General features: G+C 35.8%; 24 protein-coding genes. 11 read left to right on the top strand and 13 right to left on the bottom strand.

The features are described 5' to 3' along the window. Positions 1-3: 3 nt before the first annotated feature. Positions 4-1185, bottom strand: a complete 1182-nt coding sequence (locus NHF50_RS02245; protein WP_252774918.1) for a PepSY domain-containing protein — start codon at positions 1183-1185, stop codon at positions 4-6. A gap of 112 nt (positions 1186-1297) precedes the next feature. Continuing rightward, a complete protein-coding gene (locus NHF50_RS02240) occupies positions 1298-3412 on the bottom strand; it encodes a TonB-dependent siderophore receptor (protein WP_252774917.1) in 2115 nt (704 codons plus the stop codon). A gap of 185 nt (positions 3413-3597) precedes the next feature. Between NHF50_RS02240 and prfA the strand changes: the two genes are divergently transcribed. Then, a complete protein-coding gene (gene prfA / locus NHF50_RS02235; protein ID WP_109568146.1) occupies positions 3598-4671 on the top strand; it encodes a peptide chain release factor 1 in 1074 nt (357 codons plus the stop codon). A 35-nt stretch (positions 4672-4706) separates the two neighbouring features. On the opposite strand, the gene NHF50_RS02230 is transcribed toward prfA, so the two are convergent. The 10 genes from NHF50_RS02230 to NHF50_RS02185 form a co-directional block, all read right to left on the bottom strand. Then, positions 4707-5387: an OmpA family protein gene (locus NHF50_RS02230; RefSeq protein ID WP_252774916.1), complete on the bottom strand. Its 681-nt coding sequence runs from the start codon at positions 5385-5387 to the stop codon at positions 4707-4709. 2 nt (positions 5388-5389) lie between these two features. Continuing rightward, entirely contained in the window at positions 5390-5857 is a 468-nt protein-coding gene (locus NHF50_RS02225; protein WP_252774915.1) for a hypothetical protein, read from the bottom strand. Positions 5858-5901: 44 nt separating this feature from the next. Then, on the bottom strand, positions 5902-6552 hold the full coding sequence (locus NHF50_RS02220) for a hypothetical protein (RefSeq protein WP_252774914.1): 651 nt from the start codon (positions 6550-6552) through the stop codon (positions 5902-5904). Positions 6553-6579: 27 nt separating this feature from the next. Then, the gene (locus NHF50_RS02215; protein WP_252774913.1) at positions 6580-7119 is read right to left on the bottom strand and encodes a hypothetical protein; all 540 of its coding nucleotides are present in this window, start codon (positions 7117-7119) and stop codon (positions 6580-6582) included. A gap of 58 nt (positions 7120-7177) precedes the next feature. Next, positions 7178-7333, bottom strand: a complete 156-nt coding sequence (locus tag NHF50_RS02210; RefSeq protein ID WP_109568142.1) for a lmo0937 family membrane protein — start codon at positions 7331-7333, stop codon at positions 7178-7180. A 17-nt stretch (positions 7334-7350) separates the two neighbouring features. Continuing rightward, the gene (locus NHF50_RS02205) at positions 7351-7992 is read right to left on the bottom strand and encodes a porin family protein (RefSeq protein WP_252774912.1); all 642 of its coding nucleotides are present in this window, start codon (positions 7990-7992) and stop codon (positions 7351-7353) included. A 24-nt stretch (positions 7993-8016) separates the two neighbouring features. Then, positions 8017-8559, bottom strand: coding sequence for a hypothetical protein (locus NHF50_RS02200; protein ID WP_109568140.1), 543 nt, complete (start codon positions 8557-8559; stop codon positions 8017-8019). Positions 8560-8740: 181 nt separating this feature from the next. After that, entirely contained in the window at positions 8741-10507 is a 1767-nt protein-coding gene (locus NHF50_RS02195; protein ID WP_252774911.1) for a CHASE3 domain-containing protein, read from the bottom strand. A 6-nt stretch (positions 10508-10513) separates the two neighbouring features. Continuing rightward, on the bottom strand, positions 10514-10960 hold the full coding sequence (locus tag NHF50_RS02190; RefSeq protein ID WP_252774910.1) for a response regulator: 447 nt from the start codon (positions 10958-10960) through the stop codon (positions 10514-10516). A 12-nt stretch (positions 10961-10972) separates the two neighbouring features. Beyond that, positions 10973-11536, bottom strand: a complete 564-nt coding sequence (locus NHF50_RS02185; RefSeq protein ID WP_252774909.1) for an AraC family transcriptional regulator — start codon at positions 11534-11536, stop codon at positions 10973-10975. A gap of 280 nt (positions 11537-11816) precedes the next feature. Here NHF50_RS02185 and pyrF point away from each other — a divergent pair, with 280 nt between their 5' ends. Together pyrF and NHF50_RS02175 are read left to right on the top strand one after the other, a co-directional pair. After that, positions 11817-12632: an orotidine-5'-phosphate decarboxylase gene (pyrF, locus tag NHF50_RS02180; protein ID WP_252774908.1), complete on the top strand. Its 816-nt coding sequence runs from the start codon at positions 11817-11819 to the stop codon at positions 12630-12632. 10 nt (positions 12633-12642) lie between these two features. Beyond that, a complete protein-coding gene (locus NHF50_RS02175) occupies positions 12643-13446 on the top strand; it encodes an ABC transporter substrate-binding protein (protein WP_109568135.1) in 804 nt (267 codons plus the stop codon). 172 nt (positions 13447-13618) lie between these two features. Here the strand turns inward: NHF50_RS02175 and NHF50_RS02170 are convergent, their stop codons facing one another. Continuing rightward, positions 13619-14326 carry a DUF4197 domain-containing protein gene (locus NHF50_RS02170; protein WP_252774907.1) on the bottom strand — a complete coding sequence of 236 codons (708 nt, stop codon included), beginning with the start codon at positions 14324-14326 and terminating at the stop codon, positions 13619-13621. A 206-nt stretch (positions 14327-14532) separates the two neighbouring features. Here NHF50_RS02170 and katG point away from each other — a divergent pair, with 206 nt between their 5' ends. The 8 genes from katG to proC all read left to right on the top strand — a co-directional run bounded on the left by katG (position 14533) and on the right by proC (position 23247). Then, positions 14533-16752 carry a catalase/peroxidase HPI gene (gene katG, locus NHF50_RS02165; RefSeq protein WP_252774906.1) on the top strand — a complete coding sequence of 740 codons (2220 nt, stop codon included), beginning with the start codon at positions 14533-14535 and terminating at the stop codon, positions 16750-16752. 149 nt (positions 16753-16901) lie between these two features. Beyond that, positions 16902-17384, top strand: a complete 483-nt coding sequence (locus tag NHF50_RS02160) for a glutathione peroxidase (RefSeq protein WP_252774905.1) — start codon at positions 16902-16904, stop codon at positions 17382-17384. Then, positions 17378-17833 (top strand): MarR family winged helix-turn-helix transcriptional regulator, encoded by a 456-nt coding sequence (locus NHF50_RS02155; RefSeq protein WP_109568131.1) that lies wholly within the window; start codon positions 17378-17380, stop codon positions 17831-17833. Before NHF50_RS02160 ends, NHF50_RS02155 begins: the two co-directional genes overlap by 7 nt. 87 nt (positions 17834-17920) lie before the next feature. After that, the gene (locus NHF50_RS02150) at positions 17921-18154 is read left to right on the top strand and encodes a DUF3820 family protein (protein WP_109568130.1); all 234 of its coding nucleotides are present in this window, start codon (positions 17921-17923) and stop codon (positions 18152-18154) included. Between the two features lie 63 nt (positions 18155-18217). Beyond that, positions 18218-18676: a DUF805 domain-containing protein gene (locus NHF50_RS02145; RefSeq protein ID WP_252774904.1), complete on the top strand. Its 459-nt coding sequence runs from the start codon at positions 18218-18220 to the stop codon at positions 18674-18676. Positions 18677-18840: 164 nt separating this feature from the next. Then, positions 18841-20454 carry a CTP synthase gene (locus NHF50_RS02140; RefSeq protein WP_109568129.1) on the top strand — a complete coding sequence of 538 codons (1614 nt, stop codon included), beginning with the start codon at positions 18841-18843 and terminating at the stop codon, positions 20452-20454. A gap of 36 nt (positions 20455-20490) precedes the next feature. Continuing rightward, positions 20491-22371, top strand: coding sequence for a membrane protein insertase YidC (gene yidC, locus NHF50_RS02135; protein WP_252774903.1), 1881 nt, complete (start codon positions 20491-20493; stop codon positions 22369-22371). 51 nt (positions 22372-22422) lie between these two features. Beyond that, entirely contained in the window at positions 22423-23247 is an 825-nt protein-coding gene (proC, locus tag NHF50_RS02130; RefSeq protein WP_109568127.1) for a pyrroline-5-carboxylate reductase, read from the top strand. The last annotated feature ends 1 nt before the right edge of the window (position 23248 follow it).

The raw sequence follows: 23248 nt of genomic DNA, 5'->3' as shown, positions 1-23248 counted from the left end.
AAACTAGTGTCTCTTTTTTCTCCCCCACCATATTAAAAAACCGGTTACGGGAAGGGAAGCACAGATCAGACTGATTATGAAGGCTAAAATTTTACCCCAAATACCTAATATGGCACCAATGTGTACGTCATAATTGGCTGAAACTGCTTTTTCTCCCATGTTTTTATCTTTATGGTCATGAACATGTAGTAACTCTCCGGAGTTCTCATCAAAAATAAGGTTGTGGTTGATGTGATAGGAATACGAAAGTTGTTTCACATAGACAGAATAGTTAGGGTGCTCATGTTCGTCTAGATGTTCGTAACCGAAATCTAATGCGTAAGCAAAAGCATCCGGATATAATTCTTCTACTTTAGCACTAATCTTATCAAGAGTTTGCGCGTTGCGCATTTCAATAGGAGCTTTCGTTTTGATATGTGAAAAGTCAGGATAAGTAGTATCGCCACCCGAGAATACAATGTAAATGAGAGCTTTGATAAAAAGAAAGGAATAGAACAGTCCGGTTGTTGCTATGATTAATGCAATTGAGGAGGCATAGAACCCCAGAATATTATGTAGATCATAATTTTTTCGCTTCCATTTTTTTACTTTTTTCCAGTTGAACCGGAAACGTTGTTTGCGTGCATTTTTATTTTTCGGCCACCAAAGAATGATTCCGGAGATCAGCATGAAAACAAAAATAAGTGTAGGAATTCCACAAACATAAACTCCCCAACTCGTATTGAGCATCAGACTGAAATGGATTGATTTAATAATGTTGAAAAAGGAGCTTATTTCATCATAACTTCCGAGTATCTCTCCGGTAAAAGGGTTAACATAAACAGATTTGTAAACGATGTATTCTTCAAAGAGGTTCCATCCGTTGGGATCGTGTTCGTAATAGTAAAAAATGTAGCTTCTTTTTTTATCAACCGGAATTGTGACCCAATGTAAAGGGAATTTTTCAGATGTATATTCATTAACTTTTTTTTCCAGTTCTTTGATTGGCAGAATAGCTTTAGCTTCAATATTTTGTTCTTTGTGAAAAATAACATCTTTTCTAAGATGATTGGTGATTTCTTCCTGAAAAGCATAGATCGCTCCGGTTATCGATATAATGAAAACAAGTAATCCTGTTGTTAAACCTAACCATAAATGAAGTTTTCCGATCCAGTATTTGAATCTGTTTTTTTTTGTCTTTTTCATCAAAAATGTGTCTTTTTATAATGAGCTTTTCCGGTTGTGTTTTAAGACTTGAAACTCCTCTAATGCAAACACATTAGAGGAGCTCAAAATTTAAACTAACATGAAATTAAAATTAAAAGCGGTAGGCAACTGTGATCCTCCCATTGATTCCCGGTTCACTTTGCCAGTATAGATAAGTTCCGTAATTAGAACCGCTATACAGGTATTCATCTAAAATATTGTTGATAGTTAAAGTAGCACTAAAATGTTGGTTTTTCCAGGAGATAGCTCCGTCCAGTCTGAAATAATCCGGTAATTCAGATTCATTGTCCGCCCCCCAGTTCCATGAAGATCTGTCAACCTGATATTGATATCCGGCGGAGATTCCGAAACCTTTTAAGAACGAGTCTTTTTTGAAATTATAATTAACCCAGCCGTTTGTGATATGTTTGGCAAATCCGGCGACTTTGGTACCGACATTAGCCGGATCAGAGTCTTTAGTGATCTCCACATCAGTATTAGCATAGTTCAATATTATATTTAATTCCGGAGTTATTTGTCCTTGCATATCAAATTCAATTCCTTTAGATTGAATTTCACCTAACTGAATACTGAAGTTTGGGTTTTCAGGATCGTTTACTAATACATTTTCTTTGGTAATTTGATAAACGGTCAATCCGGTATTTAATTTGCCTTTGAACCATGATTTTTTTAGACCTCCTTCTATATCTGTTCCCAGAACCGGGTCAAATTTTTCTCCGGTGGCACTTGCTCCGTATTGCGGTGCAAAGGATTGGTCATATAAAGCATAGGCAGTAAATCCTTTTAAAATATCGTAGCTTAGACCGAATCGGGGAGTGAAACGAGCTTCTTTACTTTCGGCTCCGTAAGCAAATGTTTTACCTTCTGTATAACGAGTTGCGATTGTTAAGCGTAACTTTTCGTCTAAAAAATTCAATTCATCCTGAGCATAAGCCGAATACAGATCCGCTCCCTGATGATTAGCCGCTCCTCTTTCTTTTACAGATTGCGAACGGTCAAATTCAGGATAAACGGCATTCCCGTAGACCGGATTATAAATGTTGAAAGGATTTGCCGGATCATCAATTAATCCGTATTGTCCCCAGTCCGCATAATAACTTAAGTTTCTGGAATCAATGCCACCCATTACTTTATGTTTGATAAAACCGGTATTGAATGTGCCGTTTGTATAAATTTGAGCCAATTGGTTCGTAGATAAAGCATCCCAGATACTCAAATAGCGCAATAAGTCTCCGTTTTCAGCCATGCTGTAAGCCCATAAACTGCTTCCCGTTCCGCTATATTGCATAATCATGTATTGGCCGGCAACAGACCAGTTTTCATTGAATTTATGTGTAATGTTGGTCAGAAAGCTGACTTCTTCGATGGTAGACATTGGAAAATCCTTATCAAGGATTGAAAAATCTCTGTCCAAACTTCCGTAACCTGCTGAAGCAGGCGCAAAAACATAGGCTGCCCCGATCATTTGTTTGGCCTTTTGGTAAGTAACTTCAGTAGTAACCGTAGTGTTATCTGAGAATTCATAACGGAAAGACGGTACAATACTGTAACGGTTGCTTTTTTCAAATTCTCTTTGACTTTCCAGGTTTTGATACATACCGTTTAAGCGGTATTGAAATTTACCATCTTTACTTAAAGCACCACCTAAGTCGATAGTTCCTCTATAGGTGTTGTAACTTCCGGTAGTAAAACTCAATTCTCGGATCTTATTTTTAGTTGGTTTTTTAGTAACAACATTGTAAAAACCTCCTGGTTCACCTGCCGACATCATAAATCCTGAAGGTCCTTTTACAAACTCAATGCGTTCTACCATCGACATGTCTTCAGAAAGTGGTCCCCAAGGCAGTTCTACGTTCATTCCGTTTCGGAAAGCCGGTAGTTTAAAGCCTCTCATATTTATACGGGCAAAGTGTCCCCAGTGTTCAATCATTTGAGCACCACTGACATTGCGGGTAACCGATTCCATCATGTTAATGATGTTTTGGTTATCAATGGCATCTTTAGTAATAACCTGAATGTTTTGTGGGATCTTTTCTATCTCGGTTTGTAAGCGGAGACTGTTTGAAGGTTCTTTAACGACATATTTATTCGGTGTGCCACTCACGACAACTTCTTTTAAACTTTTTATGCTGTCTTTTTGTTTTTCCTGTGTCCAACCTGAAATGGCAATTGAACTAATAGCTAAGATGAGTATTTTATTTTTCATTTATTTAGATTTAATAAAAACAATGCAAAAATAGTAAGTATACAATAAGAATCAAAATTTATTTAGACTTGTTTTAAATAAATGTTTTAATCGTTTGATTCTCAAAAAATAAAACTTAAGATTTTTTAACTTTAAACATTGCGTAAAAAAGCATAAATTTGCACTCCTAAAAAAGAAAGACAGCTATGTTAGAAAAGTTGCAATATGTAAAACAACGTTTTGATGAGATTTCAGATCTGATCATTCAACCTGATGTAATCGCAGATCAGAAGCGATATGTACAGTTGAATAAGGAATACAAAGATCTGAAAGCACTTGTTGAAAAGCGCGAGGAGTACATTAATGTTACCGGAAATATAAAAGAGGCTAAAGAAATTATTGCAGACGGATCGGATGCAGAAATGGTGGAAATGGCCAAAATGCAACTGGATGAAGCTCAGGAGCGTTTACCTCAGTTAGAGGAAGAGATCAAATTTATGTTGATTCCTAAAGACCCTGAAGATGCTAAAAATGTAATGGTTGAGATCCGTGCGGGAACGGGTGGTGATGAGGCATCAATTTTTGCAGGAGATCTATATAGAATGTATACCAAATATTGTGAAGGCAGAGGTTGGAGAACTTCAGTAGTAGACTTGAATGAAGGAACTGCCGGTGGTTATAAAGAGATCGTTTTTGAAGTGAACGGTGAAGACGTTTACGGAACTTTGAAATTTGAAGCCGGTGTGCATCGTGTGCAACGTGTTCCGCAAACTGAAACTCAGGGAAGGGTACATACCTCGGCGGCTACAGTGATGGTATTGCCTGAAGCAGAAGAGTTTGACGTGCAAATTGATATGAATGATGTGCGTATTGATTTGTTTTGTTCGTCAGGTCCCGGTGGTCAGTCGGTAAATACAACTAAATCTGCAGTGCGTATGACACATATTCCTACGGGATTAGTGGCGCAATGTCAGGATGAAAAATCACAGCATAAGAATAAAGATAAAGCTTTACAGGTATTACGTTCTCGTTTGTACGAAATGGAATTGGCTAAGAAGCAGGAAGAAGATGCTAAGAAACGTAATTCGCAAGTAAGTTCGGGTGACCGTTCGGCTAAGATCAGAACGTACAATTATCCTCAAGGTCGTGTGACGGATCATAGAATCGGGTTGACGATTTATGATTTGGATGGTGTAATGAACGGAAATCTCCAAAAGATAATTGATGAGTTGCAATTAGTAGCTAATACAGAAAAATTAAAAGAGTCTGAAGTATATTAATAAAAAATCCCCGCATCGCGGGGATTTTTTATGTCTTAGTTTTGTGCTTCCTGTTGTGCTTGCTGTACCATATTTTCATTGGCAATAATAGCAAATTCAACCCTTCTGTTATTGGCCATGCCTTCTTTCGTTTCATTGGTATCGATAGGTTCGGTTTCTCCCATACCTACAATTTCAAATCGCGAACCGGAAAGTCCTTTGGCAATCAGGTAGTTTTTTACGGATTCGGCTCTTTTAACCGATAAGGTCATATTGTAATCATCGTTTCCGGAACTATCTGTATGTCCGTAGATGATAATGTTAGTGTCATTGTAATCTTTAAAGACCGGAACTAATTTATCTAAATTGGCTTTAGCTGTACTGGTCAAAGACGATTCGTTTAAATTGAATCGAATTGCATTCTCATTTAAAGTCAGTTTAATACCTTCTCCGACACGTTCTACTTGTGCTCCCGGTAATTGTTCCTGAATTTCACGTGCTTGCTTGTCCATTTTTCGCCCGATTAATCCTCCGGCGACTCCACCGATAACACCTCCTAAAATAGCTCCGGTAGCACCTTTTCCGCCTTTTCCTAAGTTGTTTCCTAAAATACCTCCGATCACGGCACCTCCTGCCGCACCGATCACAGCCCCTCGTTGTGTATTGTTTGAATTCTTCACCGCATTACACTGTACCAATAATACAGCCGATAATGCTATTAAAATTGTTTTTTTCATAACTATATGCGTTCAAAAGTTAATACAATATCTTGTGTTTTGTTTAATACGTCAGCTTGTTCGATCAATTGGAATTTATTTTCATTAATCGGTACATACTGAACTACGTATCCGGTAGTCACTTTTTTACTTTTTGTTCCGTTTAAAAATTTGATTACCATTTCATTATTCTGATTGATGTACCAGGTAATATCACTTTCATACGCACAGGAATAGTCATTGATTTTCATATTTCCTTTGTTGTTGTTGGAAATGAAATGCCAGGTACTGTTTACAAAACATTTGGTGTTTCCCAGATCAAATAAACTGACTTTTATGTAGTCAGAATTAGCATAAGAAACATCAGTGACCTGCCAGTCTCCTTTTACAGCGACTTGTGATTGGTAATTGAGTTTGGTTTCCACAGCTTTTTCTGTTGGTTTACACCCAAAGACAAAAAGTGTGACAAGAATAAGAGTTATTTTTTTCATAATTTGGTATTTAAAAGGAGTCCGGCTTTTGCCGGACATCATGATTATTCTTTTGCTTCTGCATTTTCTTCAGCCTTAGCATTCATTCTGTTTAAAGTATACATAGGCGCAAATTTTACTTTTAAAGCAGCAATTTTTAAATTGTCATCAGAAGATAAGCCTTCTTTTTCAATGGTATTTTTACGAGAATCCAAAGCTTCATAAAGTAACTTTATTTCGTCCCAATCTTCTCTGGAATAAAGAGCTTTGTTTTGCTCAACAGTGTTGACAAAGTTTTCATAAACTTGTAAAATATTGTCTTTGTTAACCCAACTAAAGGTTAGGTCTTCTCCAGTGTGCTCTTCGCCTAGTAGCGCTTTTCTCAACTTCTTTTTTTCCATTTGCATCTTTGATTCAGTAACTTCAGATTTATACAAATCAAATTTTGTGGTTGAGGCATCAATATTTTCTTGGGCAGTAACTTTATTATCTATTTTGGTAATAGCTTGTTCAGCTTCATTCTTTTTCATTTGATATGTTGCTTCAATGTCTTTCCATTTTTCAGAAGATTCATCGATAGAAACTGAACTTATTGAGTCTACAAATTTAGTGAAATTATCAATTTTTTGAGCAGATATTTTGTTTTCTTTATCGGTACATGCAATCATAATTATTGCAAATACCGTTGGTACTGTTAATCTTAATAAATTTTTCATAGCACATTTTTTTTTTGTTAATATATTCTATAGATTAAAGCCATACGCTAAACGAATCATGATTTGGCCAAGACCTTTATTGAACTGATCATTTTCAACAGTAGGGAAATCACTTAAGTGTTCGTATCGTAAGCTTAAGTCGATATATTTAGTAGCATAACCTATCGTGGGGCTTAAGAGTAAAGATGTTTTGTCGTATCCGTTGGTAACGGCAAAGGCTGCTCCGGCTTCTCCCATCAAATAGAACTTGTCTTTTAGAACAAAGGCTTTGAAACCTCCTTTCAGAGGTATATATCCCAAGTCATTGTTACTACCGTTTACAAATAAATTGTTATACCCGGTGGTTAACGTAAGCGAATAAGGTTTTGAAAAGTCGTATTGTAAACGAACGTCTCCTCCCAGACTACTTTCGTAAGGATCTTGTAATGGCGCTCCTATTGACAAGCCTATTCCTAATTTGAACTTAGGGTCATAAGGTGTGTCAAGATTGTATTTTTCCTGTGCAAGTGATCTTACCGTTGTTAAGAGTAACGTACTCATAACAACGGTATAAAATATTTTTTTCATGTGATTTTGTTTTTAGTGGTACATAAATTCAGTGTATGAATTATTCTAAATAGAGGCTTTAAATTTTTCGACTGTTGTTAATAATTCGCAATAGAATGGCGATGATAGCTATAATCAACAGGATATGAATTAAGTTTCCGAATGAACCTACATATAATCCTAATGCCCATAGTATTACCAGTATTACTGCGATCAGATATAATAAATTTCCCATAGCATTTTTTTTAATTGTTAAAATTTAATTCCCATATAAACACTCACGGAACTGTTTTTTCCATCCGGAAAAGTATAAGTGGTTCCGCCGATGTTTTGTTTTTTTCCTACGGTATTGAGTCCGTAGTTGTAGCGCGCTCCGATGGATATAGTTGAAAAGTCAAATCCAAATCCGCCGGAAAGTCCGTAATCGAATGTATTAAGATCGTCGTTATTGATATTTTGTTCGAAGTCAAATGTTCCTCCGTTTGTTTCATTGGTCACTTTAGAATCGACTAGGTAAGCAACATATGGACCGGCATGAAGGTTAAAGTTTGGCGTAACGTTTAATTTCAATAATACAGGTACTTCTAAATAGTTCAACCGGAACTTAGCCTCTCCGGTAGCTAATGCATTGTTGTAGGATAGTTTAGCACCTTTTTGTGAATACAAAAATTCAGGTTGAATTGAGACTACTTCATTTAGAGGCATATTGACAAATAAACCTAAGTTAAAACCAGTCAATACGTTGTTGTCGTCAACATCATCGACATAAAGGTTCGAGAAATTAGCTCCACCTTTAATACCAAAGGATGCAGTTGTAGTTGATTGAGAGTGAACCACCGTTGTATAGCCTATTAAGCCTAATAGAACCATACCGTTTAAAATTTTCTTTTTCATAGCAATTTGTATTTATGGTTAACTTTAATTTAATTCCGAATTGATCAGATTGAGTTTAGAATTCAATTCGCCGATAGCATTTTCGGCCAATTGCTTTAACTCTTCGTTCTGTGTATTTTTCTTTACCATAGTAAACTCTTCAACTTCCTCTTTTATCAGTTTTTCAAGAGCCACTAAATACACATAATCTCTGGTTTCTGTTTCATTTTGTTCAGTTATGCCTTCCGTTTCCTGAATAGTGTCGGGTAAAATAATAAGGTTCTTTTTCGCAATTTTTTTAATACGTTTATTAAGGTTAAGGTGTTTCGCCTCTATACCTGAAACAATGTTTTGAGTAGCTAGGCTTAGTTCTTGTTCTTTGGCATATTGAGTTACGTTTAAGATCTTTAGCCCTGAAACGGTAATATCATTTAAGAATTGAGAATCTACTTTGTTATGAATATCTTCATTGATCATGTGAATAATCGGATTATCCATATTTTTTTCTTCTCTTTTACACGAAACCAATACTCCTGTAGTTACAGCAAGTAAAAAGAGTAGCTTTGGGATAATTCTTTTAATTTTCATGTTAAACTTAGTGGTTATGTAAAGTTTTGTTTTTAATTGCATTACAAAGTTCGTGAGTACGTATTTTTTTACGTTACAATATTTTTCACCATTGTTATAATATTTCCATTCAGTTGTTGCAAAAGAAAAAACACCTACTGAATTCAGTAAGTGTTTTTTAGATTTTAAAAGGAAAATGATATTAAGAAGGGAGGTAGATGATAAATTCGGTTCCTTCATTCGGAATACTTTTAGCCAATATGTAGCCTCTGTGGTTTTCTACTATTTTTTTACAAATAGCAAGACCTACTCCCGTTCCGGGATAATCTGTTTTGGAGTGCAATCGTTGAAAAAGATTGAATATTTTCTCGGCGAACTCTTGTTCAAATCCTATTCCGTTATCAGCGAACTTTATTTTGATATACTTACGGTTCGTATTGTCTGCAATATCCGTTTCTTTTGAAGCCGTAATTTCTTCCCAAGTTATTTTTATGACCGGATCAACTTCCGGTTTGCGGTATTTGATGGCGTTACTGATCAGGTTCGTGAATAATTGCTCCAGTTGAAACTCCACTCCTTTAACGATAGGTAATTCAGGATACCGGATATCTGCATTTTGCTCTGAAATGGTTTCGGAAAGCTCGGCAATGGAGTTGCTGAGCATGAGGTTTAAGTCAACAGATGTAAAGGTTTCCTGAGAGCGGTTACTTCGTGAATATTGTAATAGATCATCGATCAATATGCGCATGCGACTGGCGGCACTTTTAATTCTGTCAAAGTACAACTTGCCGTTTTCTGAAAGATTCTCGGTTTCTTTGTCTTCAATTCTGGAAATAAAAGTTTGTATTTTTCGTAAGGGTTCTTGAAGGTCGTGGCTGGCAACATGATTGAATTCCAGCAATTCCATATTCGTTTTTTCTAACTCTTGGTTTCTTTCTTCAATCAATAATGCTTTTTTGTAATCATCAGTAATATCCCGTGTAGTACAAATAAGACTTTTTATTCCGTTTTTATCCGTGATAAGCTTTGCTTTAGTTCTTAAATAACGTAACTCGCCGGTATCTTTTCTCTTGATCTTAAATGTTATTGAAGGAGCATCAGTACGGGTTAGACTATCTTCAAAGCTTTTTTGATATTTTTCTTTATCTTCGGTAACGATAAGTGTCCGAAAAGAATCCATTTTATGTGGAGTGGTTTTAGGATTCAGACCGAAAAGATTAAAATAATTCTCTGAAAATAAGAACTCGTTTTTTGAGATATGATAGATCCAAGTTCCGTAATTACCCAATTTCTGAGATTGATTACTTAGCTCATCATAGATCTTTAATTGACGGTTTGATTTTAGGATGCGTCTGTAATTTTTAGAAATTTTAAGATAACCGAGAACAATCGTTAAGATAGAGATTAAAAATGTAGAGAACAGAATTAACGGAGTGTTGGATTTACTTATTCTGTAAATCCTGTCGTTGTTATGAATCTGTTTTTTTTCATTGGTGATCATCTGATTGACTTCCAGACGAAGTGAATCCATGATCTGTTTTCCGGTTCTCAGGTTATCCTGAAACTCATATCGGGTAGAAAATTCTTTTTTGAAATAGACGAATCGTCTGTCAACTAAATTATAGATTGTGTTTAAATGCACTTGTTGCAAGGTATCTTTTTCAGTCGCTTTTCTTAAAATAAAAAAAGAATTGTTGACCTTATCTCTGGCATTAGAATAGGGCTCCAGAAAAGTAGAGTCATTTGACAACACAAAACCTCTGTCGCTGGTCTCTGCATCTTTTATGTAGGATATCAGTTTTTCCAGTTCCAAGGAAACTTCATAGGTTTTTAGCATGGATTCTCTAATGTTTTCCAACTCTTTGATATGCCTGTAAGTGATAGAGGCCAGAAAGATCAATACAAACAGCGCTGTATAAAAAATTCCTTTTATAAAAGAAAAAGAGTTGAAAAATTTAGAGTTCAGCATATTGGTCTATAGTTTCAGTAAAAAGTTTTCTTTCTTCAATCCTGATGTATAATATTGCCAGTTCAGGGTTACTACATCATTAAGAACCTTTTTCAGCATATTAAAATCACTAGGTTTTTTAATATAGATGTTAGCTCCTAAAACAAACGTTTTTTCCACATCGGCATCCGATGAAGAAGTAGAATATATAGCAATCGCAATATCTTTTAAGCGATCGTTCTGTTTGATCTCTTTTAAGCAATCCATACCGTTCTTGATCGGCATGTTTAAGTCGAGAAAAATAATGTTCGGTAAAACACTTTCCGGATGGTTTAGGAAATCCATTAATTCTTGTCCGTTTTCAAAAGTATTTACTACAGTATTAATTTTGAGTTCCTCAAAGGCGTCAGTAAAAAACATTCTGTCATCTTCATCGTCATCAGCCAAAGTAATTAGTAAAAAATCTTTTTGCATAAAAAATATAAGTTAGTGAATGTTTTTCGATACTAATTCCCTGCGTTTTTCAATGATCCGTTGAAAAGCAGAGGGTGTTATTCCGGTTGTATTTTTAAATTGGGTACTTAAATGAGCCACACTCGAATAATTGAGTTTAAAAGCAATTTCTGTTAAACTTAGATCTGTATTGACCATTAATTGTTTTGCGTGTTCTATTTTTTGAAGGATAACAAAATTCTCAATGGATGTATAAGTAGTTTCAGAAAACAGATTCGACAAATAACCATAGCTATGACCAAGTTTATCGGATAAATAGGTTGAAACTTTCACATTGATGCCTTCTTCTTGTAAAACCATTTCAATAATAACATCCTTGATCTTCTGGACTAAAACATTTTTTGAATCTTCGATGACTTCAAAGCCATATTCGCTAACGATCTTTCGGATAGCTTCGTATTGTTCGGTAGACACGGTTTCCAGAAATAATACTTCATTAGTGTTTATTAAATTGTATTTGATCCCAAAAGAAGATAGCTTTTCATTTAGCACCTTTTGAGCAAGAATAGTATGGTCTACTTTAAAAAATAGTTTCATAATAATGATTAGTTTCGTAAAGTTAAGTATTACTTTGCTTAAACAAAAACAAACGAAATGTTAATTTGTCGTTTTACTTTAAGTATTCGTTTAAACGCAAGCTCAGGTTAAATCTTATGTACAAACACTATTTTTAATTTTTTAGCAGTATTAGAAATGGGATAGGACCAAAAGTAGAATAAAAAACGCAAGTGAACCTTATAAGATTTTCAGATAATTTTATAGAATAGTTACTTTTTTGATTACCGCTTTGTAAATTTGCACTAATCAAAACAACAACATGACAACACGGCAACTTATTGAACAGATCAGAAGCAAAAAAACATTTTTGTGTGTAGGACTGGATGTAGACCTGAATAAAATTCCCAGCCACCTGTTAAATACTGAAGATCCGATCTTTGAATTCAACAAGGCAATTATTGACGCAACGCATGATTTGTGCGTTTCATATAAGCCTAATACCGCTTTTTATGAAGCTTATGGAATCAAAGGTTGGCAATCACTGCAAAAAACGATTGACTATATCAATGAAAAGTATCCGGAAATATTTACTATAGCGGACGCCAAACGCGGAGATATAGGTAATACATCCACGATGTATGCTAAAGCATTCTTTGAAGACTTACAGTTTGATTCGGTTACAGTAGCACCTTATATGGGAAAAGATTCTGTAGAACCTTTTTTAGCATTTGAAAATAAGCACACCATCTTATTAGCATTAACCTCAAATGAAGGCGCTTTTGATTTTCAAACATTAGAAACCAATCATAAAGAATTATACAAGCAAGTATTGGAAACGTCTAAAAGTTGGAAGAATTCGCAAAACTTAATGTACGTTGTCGGAGCAACCAAAGCTGAATATTTTGCAGAGATCCGAAAAATAATTCCCGATAGCTTTTTGTTGGTTCCCGGAGTTGGAGCGCAAGGAGGAAATTTACAGGATGTATGCCAGTACGGGATGAATGATACCATAGGTTTGCTCATCAATTCTTCAAGAGGAATTATTTATGCGTCCAATGGAAATAATTTCGCAGAAAAAGCAAGAGAAGAAGCTTTAAAACTGCAACAACAAATGAAACAGATTTTAGAAAAATAATTATCAATTTGTGGCAAAAACACTAAAAGACCAACTAGGGACAGAACATATTTTTGAAACAACACCTAAAAGAATAGTTTCTTTAGTACCTTCACAAACCGAATTGCTATATGATTTAGGCTTAGAAGATTCAATAGTAGGAATTACTAAATTCTGCATCCATCCTTTTCATCTGAAATCGACCAAAACGATAGTAGGAGGAACAAAGAATGTTAAAATTGACAAGATTATGGCCTTACAGCCTGATGTGATTATTGCCAACAAGGAAGAAAATACATTAGAGATTGTCGAATCATTGAAAGGCATTTGTCCGGTTTGGGTAACAGATATTATCTCTGTTGAAGATAATTTAAAAATGATCGAGGATTTGGGACTTCTGTTTAACAAAAGAGTGGAAGCTCAAAAATGGCTCGATAAGATCAAATTTGCACATCAGGATTTTTTGCAGTTTGTACAAGATCAGCCGGAAAAGAAAGTAGCTTATTTTATCTGGGCTAATCCATATATGGTAGCCGGCAATGATACATTTATCAATACGCTCTTAAAACTTAATAAGTGGAACAATATTTATGAAGCTAAAGAAGGACGTTATCCGGAAGTTGAATTGAAAAAAATGAGACTGGAAGGCGATCCTGATTTTGTATTTTTGTCTTCAGAACCTTTCCCGTTCAAAGATGAACATGCTTTTGAAGTAGGAAGATTTACCCATCACGCTAAGACTGCTTTTGTAGACGGTGAAATGTTTTCCTGGTATGGTACTCATTTGTTCAGAGCCTTTGACTACTTTAAAAAGATACACCAAAGATTACAATAAATACCCATTAAAAAAAAGAAACTCCGATATTGCTATCGGAGTACTTTTTTAACTAACCCTAACCAAAATGAGAAATTTATCTTTTTCTTGATGCAAAGATCAGGCTAATTTTTGGTTATATGTGTTAACAATATGTTATTTATATGTTATTGATTATTAAAAAATTAAAATGCTATTTTGAATCTTGTAAAGCAAAAACTTTTTTTAATAAATCACTAGTCCTTGAAGACAAGTCAGTTCGTATATTTTTCTCTTCCACAGCGATCATTTTAAACACGCCTTCCATAGCTTTATTAGTCGTGTAATCTGTTAAATCCGGATTTACTTTTTTGACCAATGGAATGCTGTTGTATTTAGTAATGATATTGGTCCATATTTTATCAGCACCTACTTTTGCAAAAGAATTTTGGATAACCGGACTGAATTTAGAATACAAAGCAGTAGAAGTAGTGTTTTCCAGATATAGAGTAGCCGAATCATCAGATCCCATCAAAATATTTTTAGCATCTGTAAAAGTCATCTGTTTTACAGCGTCAACAAAAATAGGAGTTGCTTCTTTAACAGCATCTTCAGCAGCTCTGTTTAGCATTTTAATACCTTCATCTGCTAAGCTTGATAATCCTATATCTCTAAGGGTTTTGTCTACTTTCTGTAGTTCTTCCGGAAGTAAGATCTTAACTGCGGCATTTTTATAAAAGCCGTCGGTTGCCGTTAGTTTGGAAACCTGTTTAGAAATACCGTTGTCTAAAGCTTCTTTCAAACCGTTACCAATATCTGTTTGACTCAATGTTCCGGCTTGCGGTAGTTGATCCAGTACTTGTTGCATCTCAGAGCAAGCAGAAAGACTAAATACTAAAAAAAATAAAACTAGTTTTTTCATGGATTTTAAATTTGTTCAAAAGTAAGTTTTTTAATCGGTATTCGACAAATCATAATTATTTGTTATTATAAAATAAAAACAATCAATTTCACTTATATTTTTCGTAACTTTAGTTTCAATACCTTTGAGAAATAAGACATATAGTTGATAATTAATTGATTATTGGTCTAAAAATAAGCATTAACTATATCAAAAACTAAATAAAAATGGAACACAGTAAAAACGGTAACGGCAAATGCCCATTCACAGGAGCGGCTAACAGTCACAGTGCAGGAGGTGGCGGAACAAGAAATAGAGATTGGTGGCCTAATCAGCTAAGATTAGGGATTCTTCGTCAAAATTCAGCATTATCAAATCCTATGGGTGAAGAATTCGAATATGCTGAAGCTTTTAAAAGTTTGGATCTTGATGCTGTAAAAAAAGATCTCAACGATTTAATGACAGATTCACAGGAATGGTGGCCGGCAGATTTCGGTCATTACGGACCTTTGTTTATTCGTATGGCATGGCATAGTGCCGGAACCTATCGTATAGGTGACGGAAGGGGAGGAGCCGGAGCCGGACAACAGCGTTTTGCACCTCTTAATAGTTGGCCTGATAATGCTAATTTGGATAAAGCACGTAGACTACTTTGGCCGATCAAACAGAAATATGGTAAAAAAATATCATGGGCAGATTTAATGATCCTGGCAGGGAATGTAGCATTGGAGTCCATGGGATTCAAAACCTTTGGTTTTGCCGGAGGTAGAGAAGACGTTTGGGAACCGGAAGAAGATATCTATTGGGGAAGCGAACAAACTTGGTTAGCACCCAGCGAAGCACCTAAAAGTCGTTATTCAGGAGAGCGAGATTTAGAAAACCCGCTAGCAGCAGTACAAATGGGGTTGATCTATGTGAATCCGGAAGGTCCGGACGGGAACCCGGATCCGATTGCAGCGGCTAAAGACATACGGGAAACTTTTGCCCGAATGGCAATGAATGATGAAGAAACTGTGGCGTTGATTGCGGGAGGACATACCTTTGGTAAAACCCATGGAGCAGGTGATCCTGCACTTGTAGGGGCAGAGCCAGAGGCTGCTGGTATAGAAGAACAAGGCTTAGGTTGGAAGAGTAGTTTCGGTTCCGGAAAAGCGAGTGATGCCATCACGGGAGGACCGGAAGTAACTTGGACACAAACACCGACAAAATGGAGCAATTTTTTCTTCGAAAATTTATTTGAAAACGAATGGGAATTGACTAAAAGCCCGGCAGGGGCTTATCAATGGGTAGCAAAAGCAGCTATAGAAAGCATTCCGGATGCGTTTGACCTGACAAGAAGACACAGACCTACGATGTTGACAACAGATTTGTCACTGCGATTGGATCCGGCTTATGAAAAAATATCCAGACGTTTTTATGAAAATCCGGATGAGTTTGCAGATGCTTTTGCGCGAGCCTGGTTCAAATTAACGCACCGTGATATGGGACCGATTGCTCGTTATTTAGGACCGGAAGTGCCTAAAGAAGACTTAATATGGCAAGACCCGGTTCCGACAGTAGATCATCCGTTAGTAGACGAAAAAGATATTGAATCCTTAAAAAATACTATTTTAAATTCAGGCCTCTCAATTGCAGAATTAGTAAGTACAGCTTGGGCTTCGGCTTCAACGTTCAGAGGTTCAGATAAAAGAGGTGGAGCCAACGGAGCGCGTATTAGATTGGCACCGCAAAAATATTGGGCTGTCAATAACCCAACCCAATTATCTAAAGTTTTAGATAGCTTGGAAAACATTCAAAAAGACTTTAATAACACTCAAACGAATGGTAGGAAAATTTCTTTAGCAGATCTGATCGTATTAGGAGGCTGTGCTGCAATTGAAAAAGCCGCAAAAGAAGCCGGTCATGTGTTAAAAGTTCCTTTTACTCCGGGCAGAACAGATGCTACTCAGGAACAAACTGATGTTGAATCCTTTGCCGTTTTAGAACCTATTGCTGATGGTTTCAGAAATTACCTGAAAACAAAATTTATAGTATCTACCGAAGAATTGTTAGTCGACAGAGCACAACTACTCACCCTCACAGCTCCTGAAATGGCGGTTTTAATTGGAGGAATGCGTATGTTGGGAACCAATCATGAAGGTACGCAGCATGGCGTTTTCACCAAACGACAAGGAACCTTGACCAATGATTTCTTTGTGAATCTGTTGGATATGGGAACAACTTGGAAAGCTATCGACGAACATGAAGAAGTTTTTGAGGGTAGAGACCGTTACACTAATGAGTTGAAATGGACAGCTACCCGGGCAGATCTTATTTTCGGTTCCAATTCTGAACTAAGAGCCATAGCAGAGGTGTACGGAAGTGCTGATGCAAAACAAAAATTTGTACACGATTTTGTTGCTGCCTGGAATAAAGTAATGAACTTAGATCGTTTTGATCTCAAATAATTTAGCTGTTAACTTTTCAATGTAAAAAGCATTGACCCAATTGAGACTGTCCGAAAGGACAGTCTTTTTTTAGTTAAAATTTTTTAAAAAAATATCGTGTGCGATATAAAGTGATATATTTGTATCGTAAACGATATAAATTAAAGACAATGGCAGCATTTTATGATTTTACAGCAGAAAGCTTACAAGGGAAAATAATTGCTATGGAAGCGTATAAAGGCAAAACGGTTTTAGTAGTAAATACAGCCAGTCAATGTGGGTTAACACCACAGTATGAAGGCTTAGAAAAACTTTACGAAAAGTATAAAGATAAAGGTCTGGTGATATTAGGATTTCCCTGTAACCAATTCGGAAATCAAGAACCCGGCGATGCTCATTCCATTTCAGAAGGGTGTTTGATCAATTACGGCGTTACTTTTCCGATGTTCGCTAAAATAGAGGTCAATGGTAATAATGCCCATCCGATCTTTAAATATCTGAAAAGCAAATTAGGCGGAATATTCGGAAGTCGTATTAAATGGAATTTTACCAAGTTCTTAATTGATGCTGACGGTAAACCGGTTAAACGTTTTTCGCCGATCACCAAACCGGAGAAAATAGACGAATACCTGCAAAAAAGAATGAAATGGTAGTCGAACAATTAAAATTGGAGAATCAAATCTGTTTTCCGGTATATGCCGCTTCGCGTTTGATTATAAGGGAATACCAGCCTTATTTGGAAAAATTAGGAATTACCTATCCGCAATATTTAGTAATGCTGGTATTATGGGAACACAAACAACTTTCTGTAAACGAGATCACTCAAAAATTGATTTTAAATACCAATACAGTTACTCCTTTATTAAAAAGAATGGAAGTGTTAGGTTTGCTGAAAAGAGAAAAAGACAGTTCTGATGAAAGAAAAGTACTTATTCGACTGACAGAAAAAGGCAAAAGAATGCAAAAAGAAGCCGAATGTATTCCTCAGAGCATTGCTGGTGATATCAATGGTAGTCCTATGCGTACGGAAGATCTGATGGCTCTGAAAAAACAATTGGATCAATTGATTCAATACCTATTGAATAAAGAGGAACAACATTAAAAATATAAAAGATAATATAAAAGATAATAGAAAGACTCTGTTTTTATTTAATATTTTCGCTGTTTACAAAAAGAATAACAGCTACTAATGGAGATATCACATCAGGAAAAATTGATAAAATTGGCTCATGCCAAAATGCCTTTCGGAAAATATGAAGGTCGTTTCTTAATTGATTTACCGGAACATTATATAGTTTGGTACAAACAGAAAGGATTTCCTAAAGGACAATTAGGACAACAACTGGAATTGGTTTATGAATTAAAACTAAATGGGTTGGAAGAGTTGGTTCGAAATATTCAAAAAAAGTTTCCGAAGCCTTAAACTGAAAAATATAAATTGGATTTAAGATCTTATTTTTTATTTTTGATAATAAATTTAGTTTAAATGGAAAGATTAGAAGAAGATTTCGGAATTATTGATTGGTGGAAAAAAGTAGTTTTAGAAAACTATGCCAACTTTGAAGGAAGAGCCAGAAGAAAAGAATTCTGGATGTTCCAATTGATAAATGTTCTTGTAATATTTATAGGGATGTTTTTGTTCGCAGTAATTTCGGGTTCTGTAAAGAATTCATCTTCTGAATTTGCTTTAATACCTTTAGGATTATTAGTATTATATTTATTGTTGATTTTTTTACCTGCTTTAGCGGTAACTATCAGGAGGCTTCATGATACAAACAGAAGTGGTTGGTACTATCTTTTGAGCTTTATTCCTTATGCAGGAGGAATCATTATGCTGATCTTTTATGTAAGTGAAGGAACAGTAGGTCCGAATCAATACGGATACGACCCGAAAAGACCTACTCAAAACAATGAAATAGACGAAATAGGTCAGATACAAGAATAAAAATTAAAAAGCCGGTTAATTTTAATCGGCTTTTTAATTAAAAATAAGGAAATAGGAAATTAATTTCAGAAATCTACAAATTAACAAATTCTCAAATTGCCACATTGACTAATTAATATTATCTTTGCCCAGTTTTTTAAACAACAACACAACAAAACAACACAATGAATCAAACAAAGTATATTTTTGTTACAGGAGGCGTTACGTCTTCATTGGGGAAAGGTATTATTGCAGCTTCTTTGGCTAAATTATTACAAGCCAGAGGGTATAGAACTACCATTCAAAAGTTTGACCCGTATATTAATGTAGATCCGGGAACTTTGAATCCTTATGAACACGGAGAATGTTATGTAACGGACGACGGAGCAGAAACAGATTTAGACCTGGGGCATTACGAACGTTTTTTAAATGTACCAACCTCTCAGGCTAATAATGTAACGACCGGAAGAGTATACTTATCAGTTATAGAAAAAGAGCGTCGAGGCGAATTTCTGGGAAAAACGGTTCAGGTGGTTCCGCATATTACCAATGAAATTAAGCAACGCATGCAATTACTGGGGCAATCCGGAGATTATGATATTGTGATTACAGAGATAGGAGGAACTGTTGGAGATATTGAGTCTCTACCTTATATAGAATCGGTTCGTCAATTGTTGTGGGAATTAGGAGATGAAAATGGTATTGTAATCCACTTAACTTTGGTGCCATATTTGGCTGCTGCCGGAGAGTTGAAAACAAAACCGACACAACACTCGGTTAAAACGTTAATGGAAAGCGGGATCAAAGCCGATATTTTAGTTTGTAGAACGGAACATGAATTATCAGATGATCTACGCCAGAAATTAGCATTATTTTGTAATGTTAAGAAAGAAGCTGTTATTCAGTCAATTGATGCTTCAACAATATATGACGTACCTAATTTAATGCTGGAAGAAGGCTTAGACAAAGTAGCGTTGAAAAAATTAGGATTGCCGGAAAAACAAAATCCGGATCTGAAACAATGGAATGAGTTCTTACATCGATTGAAAAATCCTAAGCATACCATTAATATCGGTTTGGTGGGTAAATATGTTGAATTGCAGGATTCGTACAAGTCTATCCTAGAGGCATTTATACATGCCGGAGCCTCTAATGAAACAAAAGTAAATGTTGTTTCGGTTCATTCGGAATATTTAGATGCAAAAAATATAGCAGAAAAATTAAAAGATTTAGATGGAATTTTAGTTGCACCGGGATTCGGAAACCGAGGAATTGAAGGAAAGATAGAAACTGTTCGCTATGCGAGAGAAAACAATATTCCGTTTTTAGGAATTTGTTTGGGAATGCAGATGGCAGTTATTGAGTTTGCCCGAAATGTTTTAGGTTATGCTGATGCTAATTCAACGGAAATGAATGAAAGTACAGCACATCCGGTCATTAATTTAATGGAAGAACAAAAGGATATTGAAAATATGGGAGGAACCATGCGTTTAGGAGCATGGAAATGTAGTTTAAAGAACGATACTTTGGCAAATAAAATTTACGGAAAAAGTGAAATTATGGAACGCCACCGCCATCGTTATGAATTCAACGGTGATTACCTTACTGAAATGGAACAGAAAGGATTGGTCGCTTCCGGTATAAATCCGGATACTGGATTAGTAGAAGTGGTAGAAGTACCAACGCATCCGTTTTTCATAGGAGTGCAATACCATCCGGAATATAAAAGTACAGTTGCTAATCCGCATCCGCTATTTGTAAGTTTTGTAGCGGCGGCAGTGCAACACAAGTTGAAATAAAAAGTTACTTTTAATGTAACAGAATACTGATACTAAATGGAAGAAAAAAAGTTAGACGTAAAATCGATTATCGGGTTTGTTTTAATCTCAGGGATCCTGATGTGGATGATATATTCCAACACCCCGACACCGGAGGAACTTCAGGAAAAAGAAAAACAAGAACAGGCAGAAAAAGCCAAAGAAGCTGTTACTGAACAGGAGGCTACTGTGGTTGTAAACCCAACGGATTCGGTTACTGTGGCTAAGGCCCAAAAAGAATTAGGTTCGTTTGCTTATTCTGCAACCTTACTTTCTGCTACAAACGATTTTACTGAAATCAAAAATGAGGTTTTGGCTTTAAAGATCGCTAATAAAGGTGGTTATATAGCTGAGGCAACTATTTTAGGTTTCGAAAGGTTTGAAAAAGATTCAAAACAATTAGTTCAATTAATAAAAGATAACAATGCACAATTCGATTTAACTTTAAATACAAAGGACAATCGCGTTTTGCATACACAAGACTTATATTTTGAGCCTAAATTTACTAAAGAAGGAGAAAATCAGATTTTGACCATGCAACTAAAAGCAGGTCCGAACCAGTTTTTAGAATACCGCTATGTGTTGAAACCTAATGAATACATGCTTGATTTTGCTATTCGTTCGCAAGGTTTGGAGAATGTGATCGATGCTTCTAAGCCGGTTGATCTGGAATGGCAAATGAAAACGTACAGAAATGAAAAAAGCATTTCGTACGAAAATCGCTATACAGATCTTAGATTTGAATATGAAGGTGGTAAAGACGACTACCTGAACGCTCAACGAAAAGAATCCGATGACACAGCAGATGAAGTAACATGGATCGCTTTTAAACAGCATCATTTCGTTTCTGTTTTATTAACTGATACGCCATTTAAAAAAGCAGAGCTTAAATCAAACAATCTTGTAGATAACGAGGATATAGATACCATTTATACCAAGAAATTCTTAGCTAAAATGCCTTTGGAGGTGAAGAATGGTACATTGAATTATACTATGAATTGGTATTACGGTCCGGCTCGATATCAGACATTAAACGATTACAATAGAAACTTAGACGAGATCATGCCGCTAGGTTGGGGAATTTTCGGATGGATCAACCGCTATGCGTTCATTCCTGTGTTTACATTGATCAGTGGTTTTATGCCTTATGGTATTGCGATCATCATTTTCACAATTTTAGTACGTTTAGTAATGTCTCCGGTAACGTATAAATCCTATTTGTCGCAGGCAAAAATGAAAGTATTGCGTCCGGAAATTGCGGAACTTAACGAGAAGTACAAAGACAATGCGATGAAAAAACAGCAAGAGACAATGAAGCTGTACTCAACGGCCGGGGTAAACCCGATGGCTGGTTGTATTCCGGCTTTATTACAGATGCCGGTATTCTATGCGTTGTTCCAATTTTTCCCGTCAATGTTCGACTTGCGTCAGAAAAGTTTCTTATGGGCTAAAGATTTGTCTTCTTATGACAGTATTTATCAGTTGCCATTTAAGATCCCTTTTTACGGAGACCACGTGAGTTTGTTCCCTATTTTGGCATCAGTAGCAATTTTCTTCTATATGAGAATGACAACCGGAGATCAGCAAATGGCACAGCCGCAACAAGAAGGAATGCCCGATATGAGTAAGATCATGAAAATGATGTTGTACATTTCTCCTTTGATGATGTTGGTCTTCTTTAACAACTATGCTTCAGGTTTATCGTTGTATTATTTTATTTCGAACTCTATTACCATCGGTATCATGTTTGTTATTAAAAATTACATTATAGATAATGATAAGATACATGCTAAGATTCAGAAGAATAAAACGAAACCCAAAAAAGAAGGGAAATTCCAACGTAAGATGCGTGAAATGATGGAACAGGCTGAGGCGCAGCAAAAAAATAGTAAAAAATAATATAAATACTAAGCCCTGTTTCAACAACGGGGCTTTTTTATATCTTGCAGTATGAAAGTTTTAATTATTGGTTTCGGAAATATGGGACAAACCTATGCCAACAGTTTTGTAGGTTCAGGTTTTGTGGCTTCATCAGATATTTTTGTGTTAAATCGCAGTGAAATTCAACAAAAGGAAAGATTCCCGATCGATGCTGCTAATTTTTACACAAAGCCTACAGCAAAAGTCTTTGATGTGGACATCATCATTATAGCCGTTAAACCTCAGGATTTTAATGCTCTGGCAGAAACCATAAAGCCTTTTATTCATGTTGAACATCTGATTTTGTCTGTGATGGCAGGAATTACAATAAACAGTCTTAGCGAAGCGTTTTCCAATACAAAAGTTGTGCGTTCAATGCCTAATATCCCGACACAGATCGGTTTGGGGATGACCGTTTTTTGTGCTTCCAATGATTTGGACAGAAAAGAATTGTTTATTATTCAGAACCTGATTAATACAACCGGAAAATCAATTTATATTGAAAAAGAAGAAATGCTGAATGCCGCAACAGCCGTTTCCGGTAGCGGACCGGCTTATGTTTTTTATTTTATGAATGCCATGATTGAATCGGCTATAAAATTAGGCTTTTCAAAATCAGAAGCAGAATTCTTAGTCAATCAAACCTTTTTAGGAGCTGTTCAGTTGCAAAACCGAAGCAAGATCCCTCATCAGGAATGGATTAATAAAGTAGCTTCTAAAGGAGGAACAACAGAAGCTGCTTTAAAAATGTTTAATGCATTCAATCAGTTTGAAGGAATAGGAAAAGGAGTTGAGGCTGCTAATGAACGTGCAATTGAACTTGGCAAACTATTTGATAATTATGAAAAAAAATAAA

The sequence above is a fragment of the Flavobacterium sp. NRK F10 genome, assembly GCF_024054235.1.
GTDB classification, from domain to species: domain Bacteria; phylum Bacteroidota; class Bacteroidia; order Flavobacteriales; family Flavobacteriaceae; genus Flavobacterium; species Flavobacterium sediminis.
Note: the sequence above shows the minus strand (reverse complement) of the source record. Positions and strands in the feature narration are given on the sequence as shown.

Coding starts and splice junctions, on each gene's coding strand:
- NHF50_RS02245 (WP_252774918.1), bottom strand. CDS start 1,185: ATGAAAAAGACAAAAAAAAACAGATTCAAATACTGGATCGGAAAACTT.
- NHF50_RS02240 (WP_252774917.1), bottom strand. CDS start 3,412: ATGAAAAATAAAATACTCATCTTAGCTATTAGTTCAATTGCCATTTCA.
- prfA (WP_109568146.1), top strand. CDS start 3,598: ATGTTAGAAAAGTTGCAATATGTAAAACAACGTTTTGATGAGATTTCA.
- NHF50_RS02230 (WP_252774916.1), bottom strand. CDS start 5,387: ATGAAAAAAACAATTTTAATAGCATTATCGGCTGTATTATTGGTACAG.
- NHF50_RS02225 (WP_252774915.1), bottom strand. CDS start 5,857: ATGAAAAAAATAACTCTTATTCTTGTCACACTTTTTGTCTTTGGGTGT.
- NHF50_RS02220 (WP_252774914.1), bottom strand. CDS start 6,552: ATGAAAAATTTATTAAGATTAACAGTACCAACGGTATTTGCAATAATT.
- NHF50_RS02215 (WP_252774913.1), bottom strand. CDS start 7,119: ATGAAAAAAATATTTTATACCGTTGTTATGAGTACGTTACTCTTAACA.
- NHF50_RS02210 (WP_109568142.1), bottom strand. CDS start 7,333: ATGGGAAATTTATTATATCTGATCGCAGTAATACTGGTAATACTATGG.
- NHF50_RS02205 (WP_252774912.1), bottom strand. CDS start 7,992: ATGAAAAAGAAAATTTTAAACGGTATGGTTCTATTAGGCTTAATAGGC.
- NHF50_RS02200 (WP_109568140.1), bottom strand. CDS start 8,559: ATGAAAATTAAAAGAATTATCCCAAAGCTACTCTTTTTACTTGCTGTA.
- NHF50_RS02195 (WP_252774911.1), bottom strand. CDS start 10,507: ATGCTGAACTCTAAATTTTTCAACTCTTTTTCTTTTATAAAAGGAATT.
- NHF50_RS02190 (WP_252774910.1), bottom strand. CDS start 10,960: ATGCAAAAAGATTTTTTACTAATTACTTTGGCTGATGACGATGAAGAT.
- NHF50_RS02185 (WP_252774909.1), bottom strand. CDS start 11,536: ATGAAACTATTTTTTAAAGTAGACCATACTATTCTTGCTCAAAAGGTG.
- pyrF (WP_252774908.1), top strand. CDS start 11,817: ATGACAACACGGCAACTTATTGAACAGATCAGAAGCAAAAAAACATTT.
- NHF50_RS02170 (WP_252774907.1), bottom strand. CDS start 14,326: ATGAAAAAACTAGTTTTATTTTTTTTAGTATTTAGTCTTTCTGCTTGC.
- katG (WP_252774906.1), top strand. CDS start 14,533: ATGGAACACAGTAAAAACGGTAACGGCAAATGCCCATTCACAGGAGCG.
- NHF50_RS02160 (WP_252774905.1), top strand. CDS start 16,902: ATGGCAGCATTTTATGATTTTACAGCAGAAAGCTTACAAGGGAAAATA.
- NHF50_RS02155 (WP_109568131.1), top strand. CDS start 17,378: ATGGTAGTCGAACAATTAAAATTGGAGAATCAAATCTGTTTTCCGGTA.
- NHF50_RS02150 (WP_109568130.1), top strand. CDS start 17,921: ATGGAGATATCACATCAGGAAAAATTGATAAAATTGGCTCATGCCAAA.
- NHF50_RS02145 (WP_252774904.1), top strand. CDS start 18,218: ATGGAAAGATTAGAAGAAGATTTCGGAATTATTGATTGGTGGAAAAAA.
- NHF50_RS02140 (WP_109568129.1), top strand. CDS start 18,841: ATGAATCAAACAAAGTATATTTTTGTTACAGGAGGCGTTACGTCTTCA.
- yidC (WP_252774903.1), top strand. CDS start 20,491: ATGGAAGAAAAAAAGTTAGACGTAAAATCGATTATCGGGTTTGTTTTA.
- proC (WP_109568127.1), top strand. CDS start 22,423: ATGAAAGTTTTAATTATTGGTTTCGGAAATATGGGACAAACCTATGCC.